The sequence below is a fragment of the Gilliamella sp. ESL0443 genome (assembly GCF_019469165.1).
GTDB classification, from domain to species: Bacteria; Pseudomonadota; Gammaproteobacteria; order Enterobacterales; family Orbaceae; genus Gilliamella; species Gilliamella apicola_E.
In genome coordinates, this window is the sequence record NZ_CP048263.1 from 1,350,084 (window position 1) to 1,365,184 (window position 15,101).

Below are 15,101 nucleotides of genomic sequence, written 5' to 3' on the forward strand. Positions count from 1 at the left end.
ACTATTGGGATTTCGGCAGTGTACCATATGATAAGTACAATGCCAATTTAATGTAATGATATTTCAGATCGAATCTATGTTTGAGAATATTATTTTAACAATTCGTCTTGTAACGATGATGCATTTTTGAACTCAGTATAATCGGTAATCGCTTCAGGTTGTTTTTTACCATCCTCTGGTTGACCTAATACTTGCGATGCTATTACCAAACCTTTTTGTTCAATAACTGCACTTTTATAAAATTCAATTAAATCCTCTTTAGTGAGTTTTTTAAGTAACTCTATTTTTTTATCACGCGAATCGAATTGGAAACGAGATAAGCGATAGTCTGATCTCAAACGATCAAACTCTTCATCTAAAGATTGTGGTGGCATTGTCTGCTCTTCGATGATACTTCTTTTATACTCTTCAACATCATCATTAGATAATGCTTCTAGTTTAGTTAACATTGTTGGATAAAACGCTTGGTAACGTTTTAATAAATAAGCCGGATCATATTGATTGCTTTGAACAGCAAAACCCAATCCTACTGATTCACTTATGTATGATGGAAAAACACCAACTAGATAACCTAATTGTTCATTGCTACGCAGTTGATCAAAAAACCAAGAATACATAATGTTAGCTAAAGTATATCCAACTATTTGACTCTTAGTTGAATTATAATTTGTTGGAAAATAGGTCATTAACAGCGCATTATCTGTGCTTTTTGCTTGTTGGGTGATTCTAGCTGTAAAGGCAGTGTTAATTTTAATATCATCTAATGGCGTGAATTCAACATCGCGCTTTAAAGTCTTTTGAACGGCGTGATAAAGATCTAATGAATCTTCATTTGAGATATTACCCAAACTAATCATATAAGGAACTGATTGAGTCATTAAGCTATCGCGATAAGCTTGAACATCACTTACGGTGATATTATTAGTAATTTGTCGCCTTTCACCTCGTTCATAATAGTGAGGCATTTTCGATAAAGCGAGAACTGGCTCTGACGCTAGACGTATACTTTCAAAATGGTCAGCCCCATCAAGTCGTTGAAGATACCACGATTTAGCTAATTGTAAATTTTGCTCATCAATGGTCACTTGTCGATAACTATTAAGAATAGCTAAAACCATATCCGGTAAATGTTGATTAAAACCATTAGCGGTTACCATCAAACCATTATCAAGACCCGTTGATAATGATATTCCAGCATTACTTGCTTGAAATTGTAATTGCGTCAAATCTCGACTCACGATGTAATCAAGCAACTCAAAAGCAACTGACGATTTTGCATCTTTAAACGCCTGATTATTGCGTAAAGAAACAGCAATTACAGCCTTAGGATCGTTACTAAAGTGACGACTAACAAAATGGATATGATTACCCCGTTTACTAAATGTAGTAGGTTGAATCTGATCATTATTTTGTTTCACAATATCAAAGTTATCAGGAATATACGGATTTAACTCAGGCAAACTAAAAGAAAACACTTTACCTAAATCGGTCCAAGTTGTTTTTAATTCATCAGTAATATTATCAACTTTATAAGGTGCATTAAGAAAATAGGCCGTTTTATCTGTAGTTTGATTTGGGGCAATTAACCACACACGAGCATTTTCTGGAGTAAAACTTTTGATTCGATTGATAACCGCATCTTTATTCAAATGTTCAGCAACATAATCAGAATCTAATACATTTTTAACTGGATAAAGAAGCATCTGATCAGATAACCATTCTACATAAGACATATCACGGTTAACATCTTTATACTTAAAGGATAAAGCAAAGACCTTTTTTATCTCATCATAATACGCATCAGAAATACCTTGCTTCTCAATTAATTGTAAATAATTAAAAATCGCAGCAATAACCTTATCTTTCTGAGCTAAGCCTTCATCGGTTAAAATAACATTAATATTAAATGTGCCACTATTACCATAATATTTACTATCACTAGTAGCTTGAATAGCTTCAACCAATCCCTGTTTTTGTAGCTGATCAGCTAAAGTATTTTTACTATTATTACTGATGAGATAAATAAGGTACTCATTGGTCTTATCAGAAAATTTGTCGATATCATTTTCAATCGGAAATTTTAACGACAACATTTTTCTAGGTTGGGCTGGTATCATAGTAATTTCTTTACCAGTAAACTCCTGAGTAACAGCTTGTTGAGTAATTGGCGAAACAGTTATATTTTTATTAGGAATTTGACCATAAGTTGATTCAGCCAACGCCTCTAAATTTTTGATCGGTTGATTACTATAAATAACCCCAACCATAATATTAGCTGAATAATATTTATCATGAAAATTAACCAATGCATCTTGCAATTTACTATTATCTTTATCACGTAAAGTTTCTAAATTCCCACCAGAAAATTGTGATGCCGGATGATCCGGATTAATCGTCTCAGCATCAACCTGCTGAATTCGAAAACCATCACTAGAGCGGTATAACGTCATCTCAGCATTAACAGCATTACGTTCTTTATCAGCAAATTTAGGATCAAAAATTGGCTCAGCAATGGCATCGGCTAAATAATCTAACGCCTTATCAATTACACTATTTTCAACTTCAAAGAAAAATGCGGTGCGATTACCGCTAGTTGTCGCATTGTAGTTACCAGCATGTCGAGCCAAAAATTCTGTAAAACTTGATGGTTGTGGATATTTTTTCGAACCCATTAACACCATATGTTCTGTGTAATGGGCTAAGCCTTGTTGAAGGGCTGGATCATATAATGAACCAACAGGCAATGCGATAGAGCCGAGTGATTTGGTTGCCTTAGGATCGGAAACTAATAACACACGCATTTTATTATCAAGTTCAATCACTTCATATTGACGATCATCTCGTTCGCTTTGGTGAACTTTATCTAATAAAACAGAATGATCATGCTTATTTTCAATAGCAAATGAATTGTTAAAAGAAAAAAGAGTTAATGCAGTAAAAAATAGTGTTCTTGTTTTCATATTATTCATAGAATTCTTTCCAAATAAGCGTTCATTATATTCCGAATTAATAAATAAAACGATTAAAAACCAACAATAAAAGGACATATGTCAAATTTCAAAAAACATACTTAATTTTTATATGTATTTTATTATCTGTTTCATATATAATTCGGCCCAATACGTTTATCGTATTAATCTAGTAAAAATACGTTAGACGCTACTCAGTCCCAAACTTTCCCAAATTTGTCGATTTTATCGACGCATAAAGATACACATTAGTTTTTGATATTTAGAAATAATTTAATGGATTAAGGTAATTATATGTACTATAAGTTTGTCTTAATTGTCAGTATTTTGTTTTGCAGTTATCAAACAGTAGCAACCACAAATAGAGATAATGATGCAATAAAAGCAGATCAATTATTAAAAGAAAGTATTGATGCGAAAAAAACACAAAATTTTGAATTAGCAATATCAAAATTAATAAAAGCGAATCAACTACAGCCAAATAATTCCGATATTCTTGTCCAACTAGGTTTCAATTATTACGCACTAACTCAGTTAGAACAAGCAAAAAAATCGTTTGAATCCGCACTTGATATCGCCCCCAATTACGTAGATGCGCAATATGGTTTAGTTAGTGTTGTTTTAGCAAAAGATCCTAACCATCCCGAAAAAGCCAAATTGTTACTTGATAAGTACTTAAATCTAACACCTAATGACGAACAATTACTGTCCCTACAGGCAAACATTGATAACATAAAAAAAAATACACATTACTGGAATATTGTTCTATCTGGCACACATGGTCGATTATCTAAATCTTTGCCGAATTGGAATGAAGTGGATTTAGCACTATCTTATCGGCTATCACAACAAAATACCCTAACCGGCCATTTTACCCAAGCAAACCGTTTTCATAGCAACGACCAAAAAATAGGCCTCACTTATTGGCATACATTCAACAATAAAGCGTATGGTTATCTATCAGGTTCTGTCGCCACATCTAAAAAATTTTACGCAACATATACAATAACAACCGGTGGGGATTATCAATTATTTTCCCCGTATAATGATCAAATAAATTCATTCCATATCACCCTCGATGCAAAGTTGGACCACTATAACGATGGCAACATTAAAACTATTTCACCGGGTATTGAACAATTTTTCTTTAATGATCGTTTATCCATAGCAGGTAAATGGTTCAACACATTTGATCAAGACAACCATCATATGAGTGGTTATTTATTTAAAACCACCATATCACCTACAGAAGAATTACATCTATTTGCAGGATATGCAAATAGTCAAGAAACATCCGACCGTTCGATAAAATTTAATCGTTCATTAATTAAAGTCAAATCTCATTTTATTGGATTGTCATATGACATATCTAATTCAATAACTGGGTTTGTAAACTATAATAATGAAGAAAGAGTTCAAACCAACCACAGCCGTAAGTTATATACTAAAAAAACACTAGGATGTGGAATAAAATGGACATTCTAACTCGATACCTAAATTTATATAATGCCTGTTTCATTTTTATTAGCTTTATTGTATTGATAGTAACCATTGCAATTTACATCAAACGTGAAATTCAATTTAGAAGACACAAGAAATTAAAATTGCAATTGCTAAAAATTTACAAAAAAGCATTGAAAACTGGTGATGAATCTTATTTTAAGCAAGAGATAACAAAAAAATTATCGCTAAATTGCGTAGCAATAATTGCTGCCTATTTTTTCGAGAAGCATCGCGAAAAACATATTTTAACTTATTTTGATCTGGAACCATTCCAAAATAAACTTAGGTTACTATTAAAAAAAGGCACAATAAAACAGAAAATTGATGCAGCTAACATGTTAGCATATTATCCTTGCGAAAAAACGAATCAAGCGTTAATTCAGGCTTGTAACAGTTCTCGCCAAGAAGTCGCCATTGCTGCAGCATTGAGTCTAGTTAAAAACGCTTCAGGTATTTCGATAATTCAGATAATTATTACGCTATTTAACAAGATACCGCAAAAAGGCGTATTTTGCTTTTTTAGGCTTTTACCTTCTAATAAATTTTTAGAGCTTGAATCGCTAATCAATTGTGAAGATTTTAGCAATCACCAATTTTTTACTATCTTAAAAAAAATTTCTAAGAACTACATTACCCCCTATCTTATTCTTGCAAAAGAAGATGAGCGTACTTATATGCAAACTTTTTTTGAAAACTTACTGGAACTACAAACAACACCACAAGGGATTATACACAGTTGTTATCTTCTTAATTTCATTAATGAAGAATGTTACATAAAGAAATCATTAAGCATTGAAAAACTAATAACAGAACATTTTGATTTAAAAAGCAAACTATTTATCGATAAAAATTAAATAATTCTTAAAGCAAGAGATGTGGGTAAAACAATGAGTGATTATATAAACAACATAATGATGTTTGGTGTTAAATTCTTAGTTATAACGATAATGCTAATTGGATTAGTGCAAATATTCATCTATTTTGTGCAGCTACTAGTAACAATTTATGTGTTACTCAAAAATCCGAACAAAGAGAGAAAGATCCAGACCGAAAATGATGGTATTTCACATCCAATTACAATCATTTTACCAGCTTATAATGAAAGTGTAACTATAATTGATAGTATCGAATCAACATTAGCGACTCATTACCCTAATGTTGAAATGATAGTTGTAAATGATGGCTCAACAGACAACACTTTTTCAAAAGTGAAAGAATACTTTGATTTACAACCTATTGCGCATCACTTAAATGAACGTAATCAACTCTCTCATGCTAAAATAAGAGATGTTTATGTATCAAAAAAAGATAGCCGGCTTAGAGTTATAGATAAAGAAAATGGTGGCAAAGCAGACGCGCATAATGCAGCAATTAATTTAAGTAATTCCCCAATTATCTGTCTTATAGATGCTGATTCAATTTTAGCACCTGACGCCATTAACAAAGCTGTAGTCCCTCTAATTGACGACCCAAAAACAGTTGCAGTAGGTGGAGCTGTGCGAGTTGCTAATAGTTGTTCTATTAGAAATGGAATAATATCTAAAATCAATTTATCTAAAAGATTCATCGTACAAATTCAAATTCTTGAATATATGAGAGTATTTCTCTTGGCAAAAATTGCTTGGAATCATTTTAATACTTTACCGATAATTTCAGGTGCATTTGGTTTATTTAGACGAGATTTTGCAATAAAGGTCGGTGGTTTTTGTGTCGGTTCTGTTGGCGAAGACTATGATATTACTCTAAAATTGCACAAATATATTTATGACTCTAATGTTGATTACAAAATTGATTATGTACCAACCGCCATATGTTGGACCCAAGTGCCTGAAAAATGGAAGGTATTAAAAAACCAACGTATACGATGGCATATTGGCGCACTACAAACTTTTATAAATTTTAAGTCGTTAACGTTTAAACTAAAATATAAAAAGTTAAGCCTTATGCTATTACCTTTTTCAATATTAACCGATATTTTAGGTCCAATTGCTGAACTGCTAGGGTACTTTTTAATACCGCTTATTTGGTCTCTTGACATGATAGATAGCAACGTAATGTTATCTTATTTTTTAATTGTTTTTGGATACAATAGCCTTATAAGTGCTTTTGCTATAGCGATTGATGGTGTGTTATTATCAGGATTAGATAAAACTAGATATCTACTAAAACTATTTATTACTGCATTACTAGATAACTTTGGTTATCGACAGTTATACCTATATTGGAAGCTTAAAGGCTATGCTAGATTAATAAAGGGCAATTTATCTTGGGGAAAAATGGAGAGGGTAAAATTTGACAAATAAACTTAAAATCATCTATTTATTATTTGTGATAAGTTTTATGAGTCCTGCAACAGTTGCTGAAAATTTAGCATTAAATATTAGCTCCATCAATTTAAAACATTGGTATTACTTAAGTACTCATGAAATCAAAAAAAGTGCTACCTTACTATTAAAGCTACTTGAAAAAAAAGATTTCATAAACACTAATTCAGTGCTTAAAAATGCCAATGTCTATTCAAATATTAATCAATTAAATGCGGATAAGATGAAGTCAAATTATACCTCTTTGCCCAATCAATATAGATCCGATATCAATATTTCGATGTGGAATTGGCATACTGAAAATTGGATTCATTCACCAAGTCAATTTCTGACTAAACTAAAACAAAAAGGTATTAATCAAGTTTATCTCCAATTGAATATTGTAAATGGGCATATTCAAAATCAAGATAAGCTATTTCAGCTACTTGATATCGCAGCTAAAAAGAAAATGAGCATTATTGCTGTTGAAGGAGCACCTGATATGATTACTGATTCAGGTTTAAAAAATGCCATTGAACGCAATAAAGTCATTAAAAAGTTATGCCAAATACACAATCCTTGTCTTGCGGGAATTCAATATGATATTGAACCATACTTATTGGCTGAATATGCACAAAATAAAAGCCACATTTGGCAAAGATGGAATAATGCAATAAAAACATTAAGCGAAACTTGGCATGATAAAATTGAAATAGTCTTGCCATTTTGGTTACTTGATATAGAAGACGGAAAAAATATAGTCGAAAAGACACTACCATATAGCTCAAAATTAATTATTATGGCTTATCGCACAAAGTTAGCACAAATTTATACGATTAGTTCTCAATGGCTAACTTGGGGAGAGCTCAACAATAAAAAAATTGTTATCGCTCTTGAAAGCAGCATTATTGAAGATGAAACATCAGAAAATTACAATCAATATCCACAAAGTGACGAATCACAAACCACAAGCTTAAATCAATCTATTAGCTTTATGGGGGAAGAAAAAAAATTATTTAGCACGATTAACCAGCTATCAACCTATTTTTCTCAATGGTCATCATTTGAACGATTTGCTTTGAATGGTTTGGAAAGTAAATAAAAGAGACAGCGTCTCTTTTATTACATAGCATATTAATGTTCGCGAGTTTTTCTGAACTCAACATCCGGATAACGTTCTTGGGTTAAATTTAGATTAACCATACTTGGTGCAATATAAGAAAGATTATCACCACCATCTAAAGCCAAATTCTGTTCACATTTGCGTTTAAAGTCTTCAAGTTTCTTAGCATCGCTACACTCAACCCAACGCGCAGTGGTGACGTTAACTGGCTCATAAATTGCTTCAACGTTATATTCAGATTTCAAACGGGCAACCACCACATCAAACTGTAACACCCCAACTGCCCCAACAATTAAATCATTATTAGCAATTGGTCGGAATACTTGAACAGCCCCTTCTTCTGAAAGCTGAACTAAACCTTTTAACAATTGTTTTTGTTTAAGTGGATCTTTTAAACGAATTCGACGGAATAATTCCGGTGCAAAGTTAGGAATACCAGTAAATTTAAGATCTTCACCTTGGGTAAACGTATCACCAATTTGAATCGTACCGTGATTATGCAAACCAATAATATCACCAGCATAAGCTTGCTCAACATGATCACGATCGCCTGCCATAAAGGTTAATGCATCAGAAATATTAACATCTTTAGCAATACGAACATGGCGTAACTTCATACCTTTTTCATATTTACCTGAAACAATGCGCATAAATGCAACACGGTCTCGGTGTTTAGGATCCATATTTGCTTGGATCTTAAATACAAAACCGGTAAATTTTTCTTCGCTTGCTTCAACTTCTCGTTTATCTGTTTGCCGAGGTTGTGGTGCTGGCGCCCAAGCAGTTAGACCATCAAGCATATGATCTACACCAAAATTACCCAACGCAGTACCAAAAAACACAGGCGTTAAATCACCAGACAAAAATGCATCTAAATCAAACTCATTTGATGCACCTTGCACTAATTCTAATTCATCGCGAAGTTGTTGGGCCAAATCATCACCAATGGTGCTATCAAGTTCAGGATTATCTAATCCTTTAATGATTCTAACTTCTTGAATGGTATGACCTTTACCGGTTTGATAAAGATAAGTTTCATTTTTAGCTAAATGATAGACCCCTTTAAATAACTTACCACAACCAATTGGCCAAGTAATTGGGGCGCACATAATATTAAGCTCGTTTTCAACTTCATCTAACAACTCCATCGGATCACGAATATCACGGTCGAGCTTATTCATAAAAGTTAAAATAGGTGTGTTTCGTAAACGTGTAACTTCCATTAATTTACGCGTTCTGTCTTCGACACCTTTTGCTGCATCAATCACCATCAAACAACTATCAACTGCGGTTAAAGTTCGATAAGTGTCTTCCGAAAAATCCTCATGCCCGGGGGTATCAAGCAAGTTTACCAAACAGTCATTATAAGGAAATTGCATAACGGAGGTCGTAATTGAAATACCACGCTGTTTTTCCATCTCCATCCAGTCTGACTTAGCGTGCTGCGCATTAGCACCACGCCCTTTTACGGTTCCCGCAGTTTGAATGGCTTGTCCAAAAAGCAAAACTTTTTCGGTAATGGTTGTTTTACCAGCATCGGGGTGAGAGATAATTGCAAAAGTACGACGAGCATTCACTTCGTCTAAATAAGCTTGTTCTGTCATAAAATTAATTAATTTAGCTAAGCAAAAAAATGATGCGGTATTCTAGCAGGTCTCTATCTATATTGCCATTGATGAACGCTATTTTGCTATTTGCCTGATATCTATGCATAATAGAGCAAATAAAATCGATGATGATATAATTAATCAATTATAACTGTGTCTACGCTAAATATTTCTCAATAACTAAATAGATATGAATATTCGTGACTTAAAATTGTTTTTACATCTCTGTGATACATGTCATTTTGGAATAAGTGCCGATGCTATGCATGTAAGTCCTTCCACCCTTTCAAGGCAGATTCAGCGCCTTGAAGAACAATTTGGTCATCGATTATTTATCCGTGACAACCGGCAAGTTCAAATTACCCACGAAGGTGAAAAAGTAAAACACTTTGCCCAACAAGTCATTAATCTACACCAACAATTAAAACAAGAATTAGACCAAGCCGATCAACGATTAGTTGGTGAATTAACCTTATTTTGCTCGGTCACAGCGGCTTACAGCCATCTACCTGAAATACTTGATCGCTTTCGCCTACACTACCCATTAGTAGAAATTAAACTATCCACAGGAGATGCAGCCGATGCTGTTGAAAAAATTCAATCTCATCAAGCTGATTTAGCTATTGCAGGAAAACCCAAACAACTACCATCTGGTGTTGAATTTATTAAATTAGGCGAAATTGAAATGGTATTACTCATACCTAAACTTAATAGTTCATTCAGTGACAAATTGCATCAAAAAGCACCAGATTGGCATAATATCCCATTCATATTGCCTGAGCACGGTCCAAGCCGACATCGAATAGATTTATGGTTTAAACAACAAAAAATCATCAGCCCCAAAATTTATGCAACGGTAGCTGGGCACGAAGCCATTGTCTCCATGGTTGCTTTGGGTTGTGGAGTGGCTTTATTGCCTAAAGTAGTAATGGAAAATAGCCCAGAAAGAGTAAGAGAACGCATCACCGAATGGTCAACCAATTTAATGGAACCGTTTGATGTTGGCATCTGTGTGCAAAAAAGACGATTATCAGAAAAAATTATTTCAGCATTTTGGGCTATTAGTAACCCAAATTTACCAACCCAATAATAAATTATATAATAAACTGTAGTTAATGAGTAAATAGCTGTTAAGCAAAATGTAGGGAATGAATGTAATGCCAATAAAATTAAAAAAAACAAGCACGTTATCCACCTTACTCTTTTTAATAATATTTTCAAATCCTAGCGGTGCTGAATTAGGTGATCCTGCAAACCAAAATCCAATTAATCATAAACCTCAATGGTTGGTTGTTCATAGCTCAAACTACTATGATGGTGATAGTGATGATCTTGTTACCGCTGGAATGGGGTTTACAGCCTTATCGAAAATGATCCAAAAGATCAATTATGCCGATCCATCAAATCCAACCCCCCAAGAATTACGCCGTGCAAAATTAAATCGATTTATTGATACAAAAACCGGAGAAGGCTCTCTATTTGGATTCAAAAGTGAAGAATTGTCGCCTTTATTTGATGGAAAAATTGCAGGCACAGAAATTTTAGCCACAATAAAAGATGAAAATGTTGGCTTGCTATTACAAGTTCCCATCGATTTTAATAAGAAAAAACCCTGTATTGTTGTCGTACCAGCTTCTGGTTCTGATGGACTATATAACGCCAAAGATATACAAATCCGTGGATTGTGGGGTCTTAAACATAACTGCGCAGTAGTTTATAACGACAAAGGTTTAGGTACTGGTATTTATGATATTACCAACGAGCAAGGCTTTACTGTTGATGGTCAAGTTGCTAAGGACAATATACTCTTTAAGCCAACTATACAAAATCAAAAAGAGTTTATCAAAAATAATCCACACCGTTATGCAGTAAAACAGCTACATTCAAAGCAAAATCAAGAAGCAAAATGGCCAACATATACCTTCTATTCAATTGTTTTCGCTTTATATGAATTAAATGAACTATTTCCGGAACCTAATAATCTTTACTTTAACGATACTAATACCATCATATTAGTCTATGGAGCTGAGGATGGTGGAGCTGCGGCACTTAAGCTAGCTGAATTACGTTTAAGAAGTAGAATTAATGGTGTGGTTGCAGTTAATCCACAAATTCAAACAAGTTTAGAAAATAGTAACGAAAACATAAGCTCTCGTTCATTACCCGATTATAGCTCCTATGGGGCACTTTATATTCCTTGTGCCATACCGGCAATTGAACCCAATAAGCAGGACAAATACGTCCCCGATGCCTCTAAATATCTTTTTTCACAAAACCGTTGTGATGCATTAAAGCAAGCCAACTTACTATCAACCGGCACGCCGAAAGAGGCATTAAACAAGCTGTATGATTATGGTTGGAAGCCTGAAATGAGCATCCAATTACCTTATTTCTATCTTAATGAATCAATTGCCTACCCTTATAAATATATTAGCGCCTATGGTCGATATGATGTAACTGAAAACATGTGTGACTTTTCAGTGGCGAGTACCCAACAAGACCCATATTACAATTCTGGTGAAGTAAAACCACTAAAACAAGTCAATTTTGCCGAAATTTGGGGATTATCTAGTGGCCAGTTACCAATCTGGGCCAACCCTGATGCCACCGCTATTGACCTTGTTGAAAATAAAGATGTCACCTCTCCTCGACGTGAATGGTATTCAAGTTCTACCATTGAACATCAAATAGATTATGGAACTAAAGGTGCCATCTGTTTAAGAGAAAAAATAAAAGATCCACGCGTGATTAAAGGTTTAAAAGAAATCCAGGCAACAGGTAACTTAAACAAAGTCAAAACCTTTATTGTTCATGGTAAAAATAACCCTAAACAACTTATTGACTACACATCTCGACCTTATGTTGCATTAAACAGTAAAGTGGAAGGAAAAGAGTCACAACTCCGTTATATTGAAGTTGAAAATGCAAGTTATCTTGATGGCAAAGCGCCTTTTGACAATACGCTATTACCTATTGACTATTATGGTGATGAAGCCATGGAATGGTTATGGGCTAATATAACCAATCAAACCACTTTACCGGAAAGCCAAATCATTCGCACAAAACCGAGAGGAGGCATAAGTGGACAAGCGCCACAAGCTACGGCTGAAAATCTAATCCCAATATCGCAAACTCCAGATACCAACAATCTAATCACTGTCGATAATGGCAAGATTACCTTTTCGCAATAAAATCAAATTCACAAATGACTATCGAACAAATCAAGTACGATTCGATAGTCATTTAATCAGCTATATTCGATACCTTAATAAGTGAACACATTTTAGGATAAAGCTCGAAAAACAATGTTTTTAGTGGCGTATAGTTTTGTTCAAAATCAATAAAGGTATCGCTTAATAAATAGAGCTTAGGTCGACGTTTTGCCATACCGTTTAAAACGTTACCAATAAAATCCACCGAGGCATAATTTACCAACCATTCACCACGCCACATTGCGCCCATAAAATCTTGATAATCAACTGGATAATTTGCGATATAAGGCTGAATCTGCAACTTAGTGAAGGTATTGAATGATGAAAGAGATTGCTTAGCGTTAAATTCCGCCCAATATTTTGACAAAAAATGGTCCCAAATAATATCCAAGGTGATCGGTGCAACACGTTGATGTGATTGTCGAAAAAGCAATTTAGCCTGCTTAACTTCAGCAAAACTATCAATCAAACGATCAATCCTACGATGCAACATAATCCCATCGGCAATCTCTTTAGGATATTGTCGATAAGCATCACCTTTAACAAAATCAGCAACTGTATTACCAATCAACGAACTATTCGCCAAAGTTGCCAAATGTAAATGTGCAAGAATATTCATGGCTAATCTCGATGTTTAAACTCCCCTTCAGCAAAACCTTCTCGCCAATAACTAGTAATGTGGACCGAACTAGGTTGCAAATCGACATATTTATCTTTAATTGCCTGACGTAATTGCCGAGCAAGCGAACACTCTAACCCGCCCCAAAACAATAGATTATCCTGCTGACTCAAATCCCAACTCATCACCGCATCAACTAATTGATTAGGATGATTGGCATCTTTAATCAACCATTGAACAGTTAAATCAGATGGCAGTTCAACGATATCGCTCTTATGATTAACCTCAATAAAAGCAACTGCTTTATGATTTGCAGGTAAATGTTCAAGGGTATAACAGATGGTTGGCAGAGAAGACACATCACCCATCAAAATCAAATATTGATTATCAAATTCTAACTTACCTGCTGTCCCAACTATACCGATTTGATCGCCCACTTTTGCCTGTTGAGCCCAAACCGTCGCTAAACCGCTGTCGTGAATCGCAAAATCAATCACCATTTGATTGGACGACTCATCATAAGCACGAATACTATAACTGCGAGCAAATTGTCGAACTTTATCACTCACTAAAATTTTATTATTTTCATCTAACATCGGGAAAGTAATTTTGCCAGTCAAAGGATCAGCAAATAACAACTTTAAATGAGGACAAATCCAATTTGGATTAACTTCTAAAGGCTTATCACAACTAAAATGTAACCGAAAATAACTCTCTGACGGCCTTTCAACTTTAATCACCGTCAATGAAGCATTAATAATGTATTTTTTTGATTTTTCGTGCATTTGGTGTTCTCTTCTATTCCTCTAATATCGCATCACTATCATACAACATAATTGGTATAAAAAAGGGGAATTTTTAATCGCGGGAAAGAGAAAAAAAACCACCCTAAATGGGTGGAACCTAAATCAATAGCAAGTATTAAAAACGTAAGGCTCCAAACGCCCCACACCAATCCTGATCGAATTTAACCACCGCAGCATCGACGGCAGGATCTGAAATAAACAGCTCCGCCACATCCACCGGCAACGTAATTGACTGACAACCGGCAAGCATACAATCTAAAGCTTGTCTTGGCGTTCTAAAACTGGCTGCTAACACCATCGATTCAGGGCAATGCAAATCTAACAGCGCTTGTAGCTCATAAACCGTATCTTTACTATTACCACCTTGGGCATCAATACGGTTGACATAAGGAGCAATATATTTTGCACCAGCAAGCGCAGCCAAAAAGCCCTGACCCGCACCATAAACGGCCGTACCTAAAGTTGGAATACCCTGCTTGGTCAACTCCTTAATCGCCATCAACCCCTCGGCATTAACAGGGATTTTAGTCACAATCGATGGAATGACTTTACGAAGTTGCTCAGCTTCCTTAATCATCTCTTTAGCATTATGAGAAAGCACTTGCGCGAATAACAACTTATCAGAACCCAGCAAATCTTGTAATTCAGATAACAAATCAAAAATTGGCTTACGCGATTTAGCGACAATACTTGGATTAGTGGTAACCCCCTTTATTGGTAAAATTGCAGCTAAACGCTTAATTGCTGCAACATCGGCTGTATCTAAATATAATTCCATACCCACTCCTAATTAAATGCTTAATTGATGAGTAGCATAGTAAAAAAAAATTTAATTCAAGCCTAGAAGACAAAATTTCTATTTACTGGACTTTTGTACGATAAATAGCAAAATGCGATCTCGATCACATTTTTAATAATAATTAATAACACATTAAATTAAATAAATTTTTCAACTTTAA

11 protein-coding genes are annotated in these 15,101 nt (G+C 34.4%); 6 read left to right on the forward strand and 5 right to left on the reverse strand.

All coding sequences use genetic code 11. The features are described 5' to 3' along the window. Positions 1–89 precede the first annotated feature (89 nt). Positions 90–2,969 carry a pitrilysin gene (ptrA, locus tag GYM76_RS06170; protein ID WP_220224910.1) on the reverse strand — a complete coding sequence of 960 codons (2,880 nt, stop codon included), beginning with the start codon at positions 2,967–2,969 and terminating at the stop codon, positions 90–92. A gap of 294 nt (positions 2,970–3,263) precedes the next feature. Between ptrA and GYM76_RS06175 the strand changes: the two genes are divergently transcribed. Genes GYM76_RS06175 through GYM76_RS06190 form a run of 4 tightly spaced genes read left to right on the forward strand, consistent with a single transcriptional unit; the run spans position 3,264 to position 7,877 of the window. Then, positions 3,264–4,454, forward strand: a complete 1,191-nt coding sequence (locus GYM76_RS06175) for a YaiO family outer membrane beta-barrel protein (RefSeq protein WP_220224911.1) — start codon at positions 3,264–3,266, stop codon at positions 4,452–4,454. Next, the gene (locus GYM76_RS06180) at positions 4,442–5,326 is read left to right on the forward strand and encodes a hypothetical protein (RefSeq protein ID WP_220224912.1); all 885 of its coding nucleotides are present in this window, start codon (positions 4,442–4,444) and stop codon (positions 5,324–5,326) included. Before GYM76_RS06175 ends, GYM76_RS06180 begins: the two co-directional genes overlap by 13 nt. 33 nt (positions 5,327–5,359) lie before the next feature. Next, positions 5,360–6,775, forward strand: a complete 1,416-nt coding sequence (locus tag GYM76_RS06185) for a glycosyltransferase (RefSeq protein WP_220224913.1) — start codon at positions 5,360–5,362, stop codon at positions 6,773–6,775. Positions 6,776–6,812: 37 nt separating this feature from the next. Next, on the forward strand, positions 6,813–7,877 hold the full coding sequence (locus GYM76_RS06190) for a hypothetical protein (protein ID WP_220224914.1): 1,065 nt from the start codon (positions 6,813–6,815) through the stop codon (positions 7,875–7,877). 32 nt (positions 7,878–7,909) lie between these two features. Here GYM76_RS06190 and prfC read toward each other — a convergent pair whose 3' ends face one another. Beyond that, positions 7,910–9,502 (reverse strand): peptide chain release factor 3, encoded by a 1,593-nt coding sequence (prfC, locus tag GYM76_RS06195; protein ID WP_065561949.1) that lies wholly within the window; start codon positions 9,500–9,502, stop codon positions 7,910–7,912. 193 nt (positions 9,503–9,695) lie between these two features. On the opposite strand from prfC, the gene ilvY reads away from it, so the two are divergent. Together ilvY and GYM76_RS06205 are read left to right on the forward strand one after the other, a co-directional pair. Beyond that, the gene (gene ilvY, locus GYM76_RS06200; protein WP_220224915.1) at positions 9,696–10,595 is read left to right on the forward strand and encodes an HTH-type transcriptional activator IlvY; all 900 of its coding nucleotides are present in this window, start codon (positions 9,696–9,698) and stop codon (positions 10,593–10,595) included. 67 nt (positions 10,596–10,662) lie between these two features. Continuing rightward, positions 10,663–12,696 (forward strand): D-(-)-3-hydroxybutyrate oligomer hydrolase, encoded by a 2,034-nt coding sequence (locus GYM76_RS06205; RefSeq protein ID WP_220224916.1) that lies wholly within the window; start codon positions 10,663–10,665, stop codon positions 12,694–12,696. 52 nt (positions 12,697–12,748) lie between these two features. On the opposite strand, the gene GYM76_RS06210 is transcribed toward GYM76_RS06205, so the two are convergent. The 3 genes from GYM76_RS06210 to fsa form a co-directional block, all read right to left on the reverse strand. After that, on the reverse strand, positions 12,749–13,336 hold the full coding sequence (locus GYM76_RS06210; protein ID WP_220224917.1) for an ACP phosphodiesterase: 588 nt from the start codon (positions 13,334–13,336) through the stop codon (positions 12,749–12,751). 2 nt (positions 13,337–13,338) lie between these two features. Further along, positions 13,339–14,121, reverse strand: a complete 783-nt coding sequence (locus GYM76_RS06215; protein WP_220224918.1) for a siderophore-interacting protein — start codon at positions 14,119–14,121, stop codon at positions 13,339–13,341. A gap of 136 nt (positions 14,122–14,257) precedes the next feature. Then, positions 14,258–14,920, reverse strand: coding sequence for a fructose-6-phosphate aldolase (gene fsa / locus GYM76_RS06220; RefSeq protein WP_220224919.1), 663 nt, complete (start codon positions 14,918–14,920; stop codon positions 14,258–14,260). Between the last annotated feature and the right edge of the window lie 181 nt (positions 14,921–15,101).

Coding starts and splice junctions, on each gene's coding strand:
- ptrA (WP_220224910.1), bottom strand. CDS start 2,969: ATGAATAATATGAAAACAAGAACACTATTTTTTACTGCATTAACTCTT.
- GYM76_RS06175 (WP_220224911.1), top strand. CDS start 3,264: ATGTACTATAAGTTTGTCTTAATTGTCAGTATTTTGTTTTGCAGTTAT.
- GYM76_RS06180 (WP_220224912.1), top strand. CDS start 4,442: ATGGACATTCTAACTCGATACCTAAATTTATATAATGCCTGTTTCATT.
- GYM76_RS06185 (WP_220224913.1), top strand. CDS start 5,360: ATGAGTGATTATATAAACAACATAATGATGTTTGGTGTTAAATTCTTA.
- GYM76_RS06190 (WP_220224914.1), top strand. CDS start 6,813: ATGAGTCCTGCAACAGTTGCTGAAAATTTAGCATTAAATATTAGCTCC.
- prfC (WP_065561949.1), bottom strand. CDS start 9,502: ATGACAGAACAAGCTTATTTAGACGAAGTGAATGCTCGTCGTACTTTT.
- ilvY (WP_220224915.1), top strand. CDS start 9,696: ATGAATATTCGTGACTTAAAATTGTTTTTACATCTCTGTGATACATGT.
- GYM76_RS06205 (WP_220224916.1), top strand. CDS start 10,663: ATGCCAATAAAATTAAAAAAAACAAGCACGTTATCCACCTTACTCTTT.
- GYM76_RS06210 (WP_220224917.1), bottom strand. CDS start 13,336: ATGAATATTCTTGCACATTTACATTTGGCAACTTTGGCGAATAGTTCG.
- GYM76_RS06215 (WP_220224918.1), bottom strand. CDS start 14,121: ATGCACGAAAAATCAAAAAAATACATTATTAATGCTTCATTGACGGTG.
- fsa (WP_220224919.1), bottom strand. CDS start 14,920: ATGGAATTATATTTAGATACAGCCGATGTTGCAGCAATTAAGCGTTTA.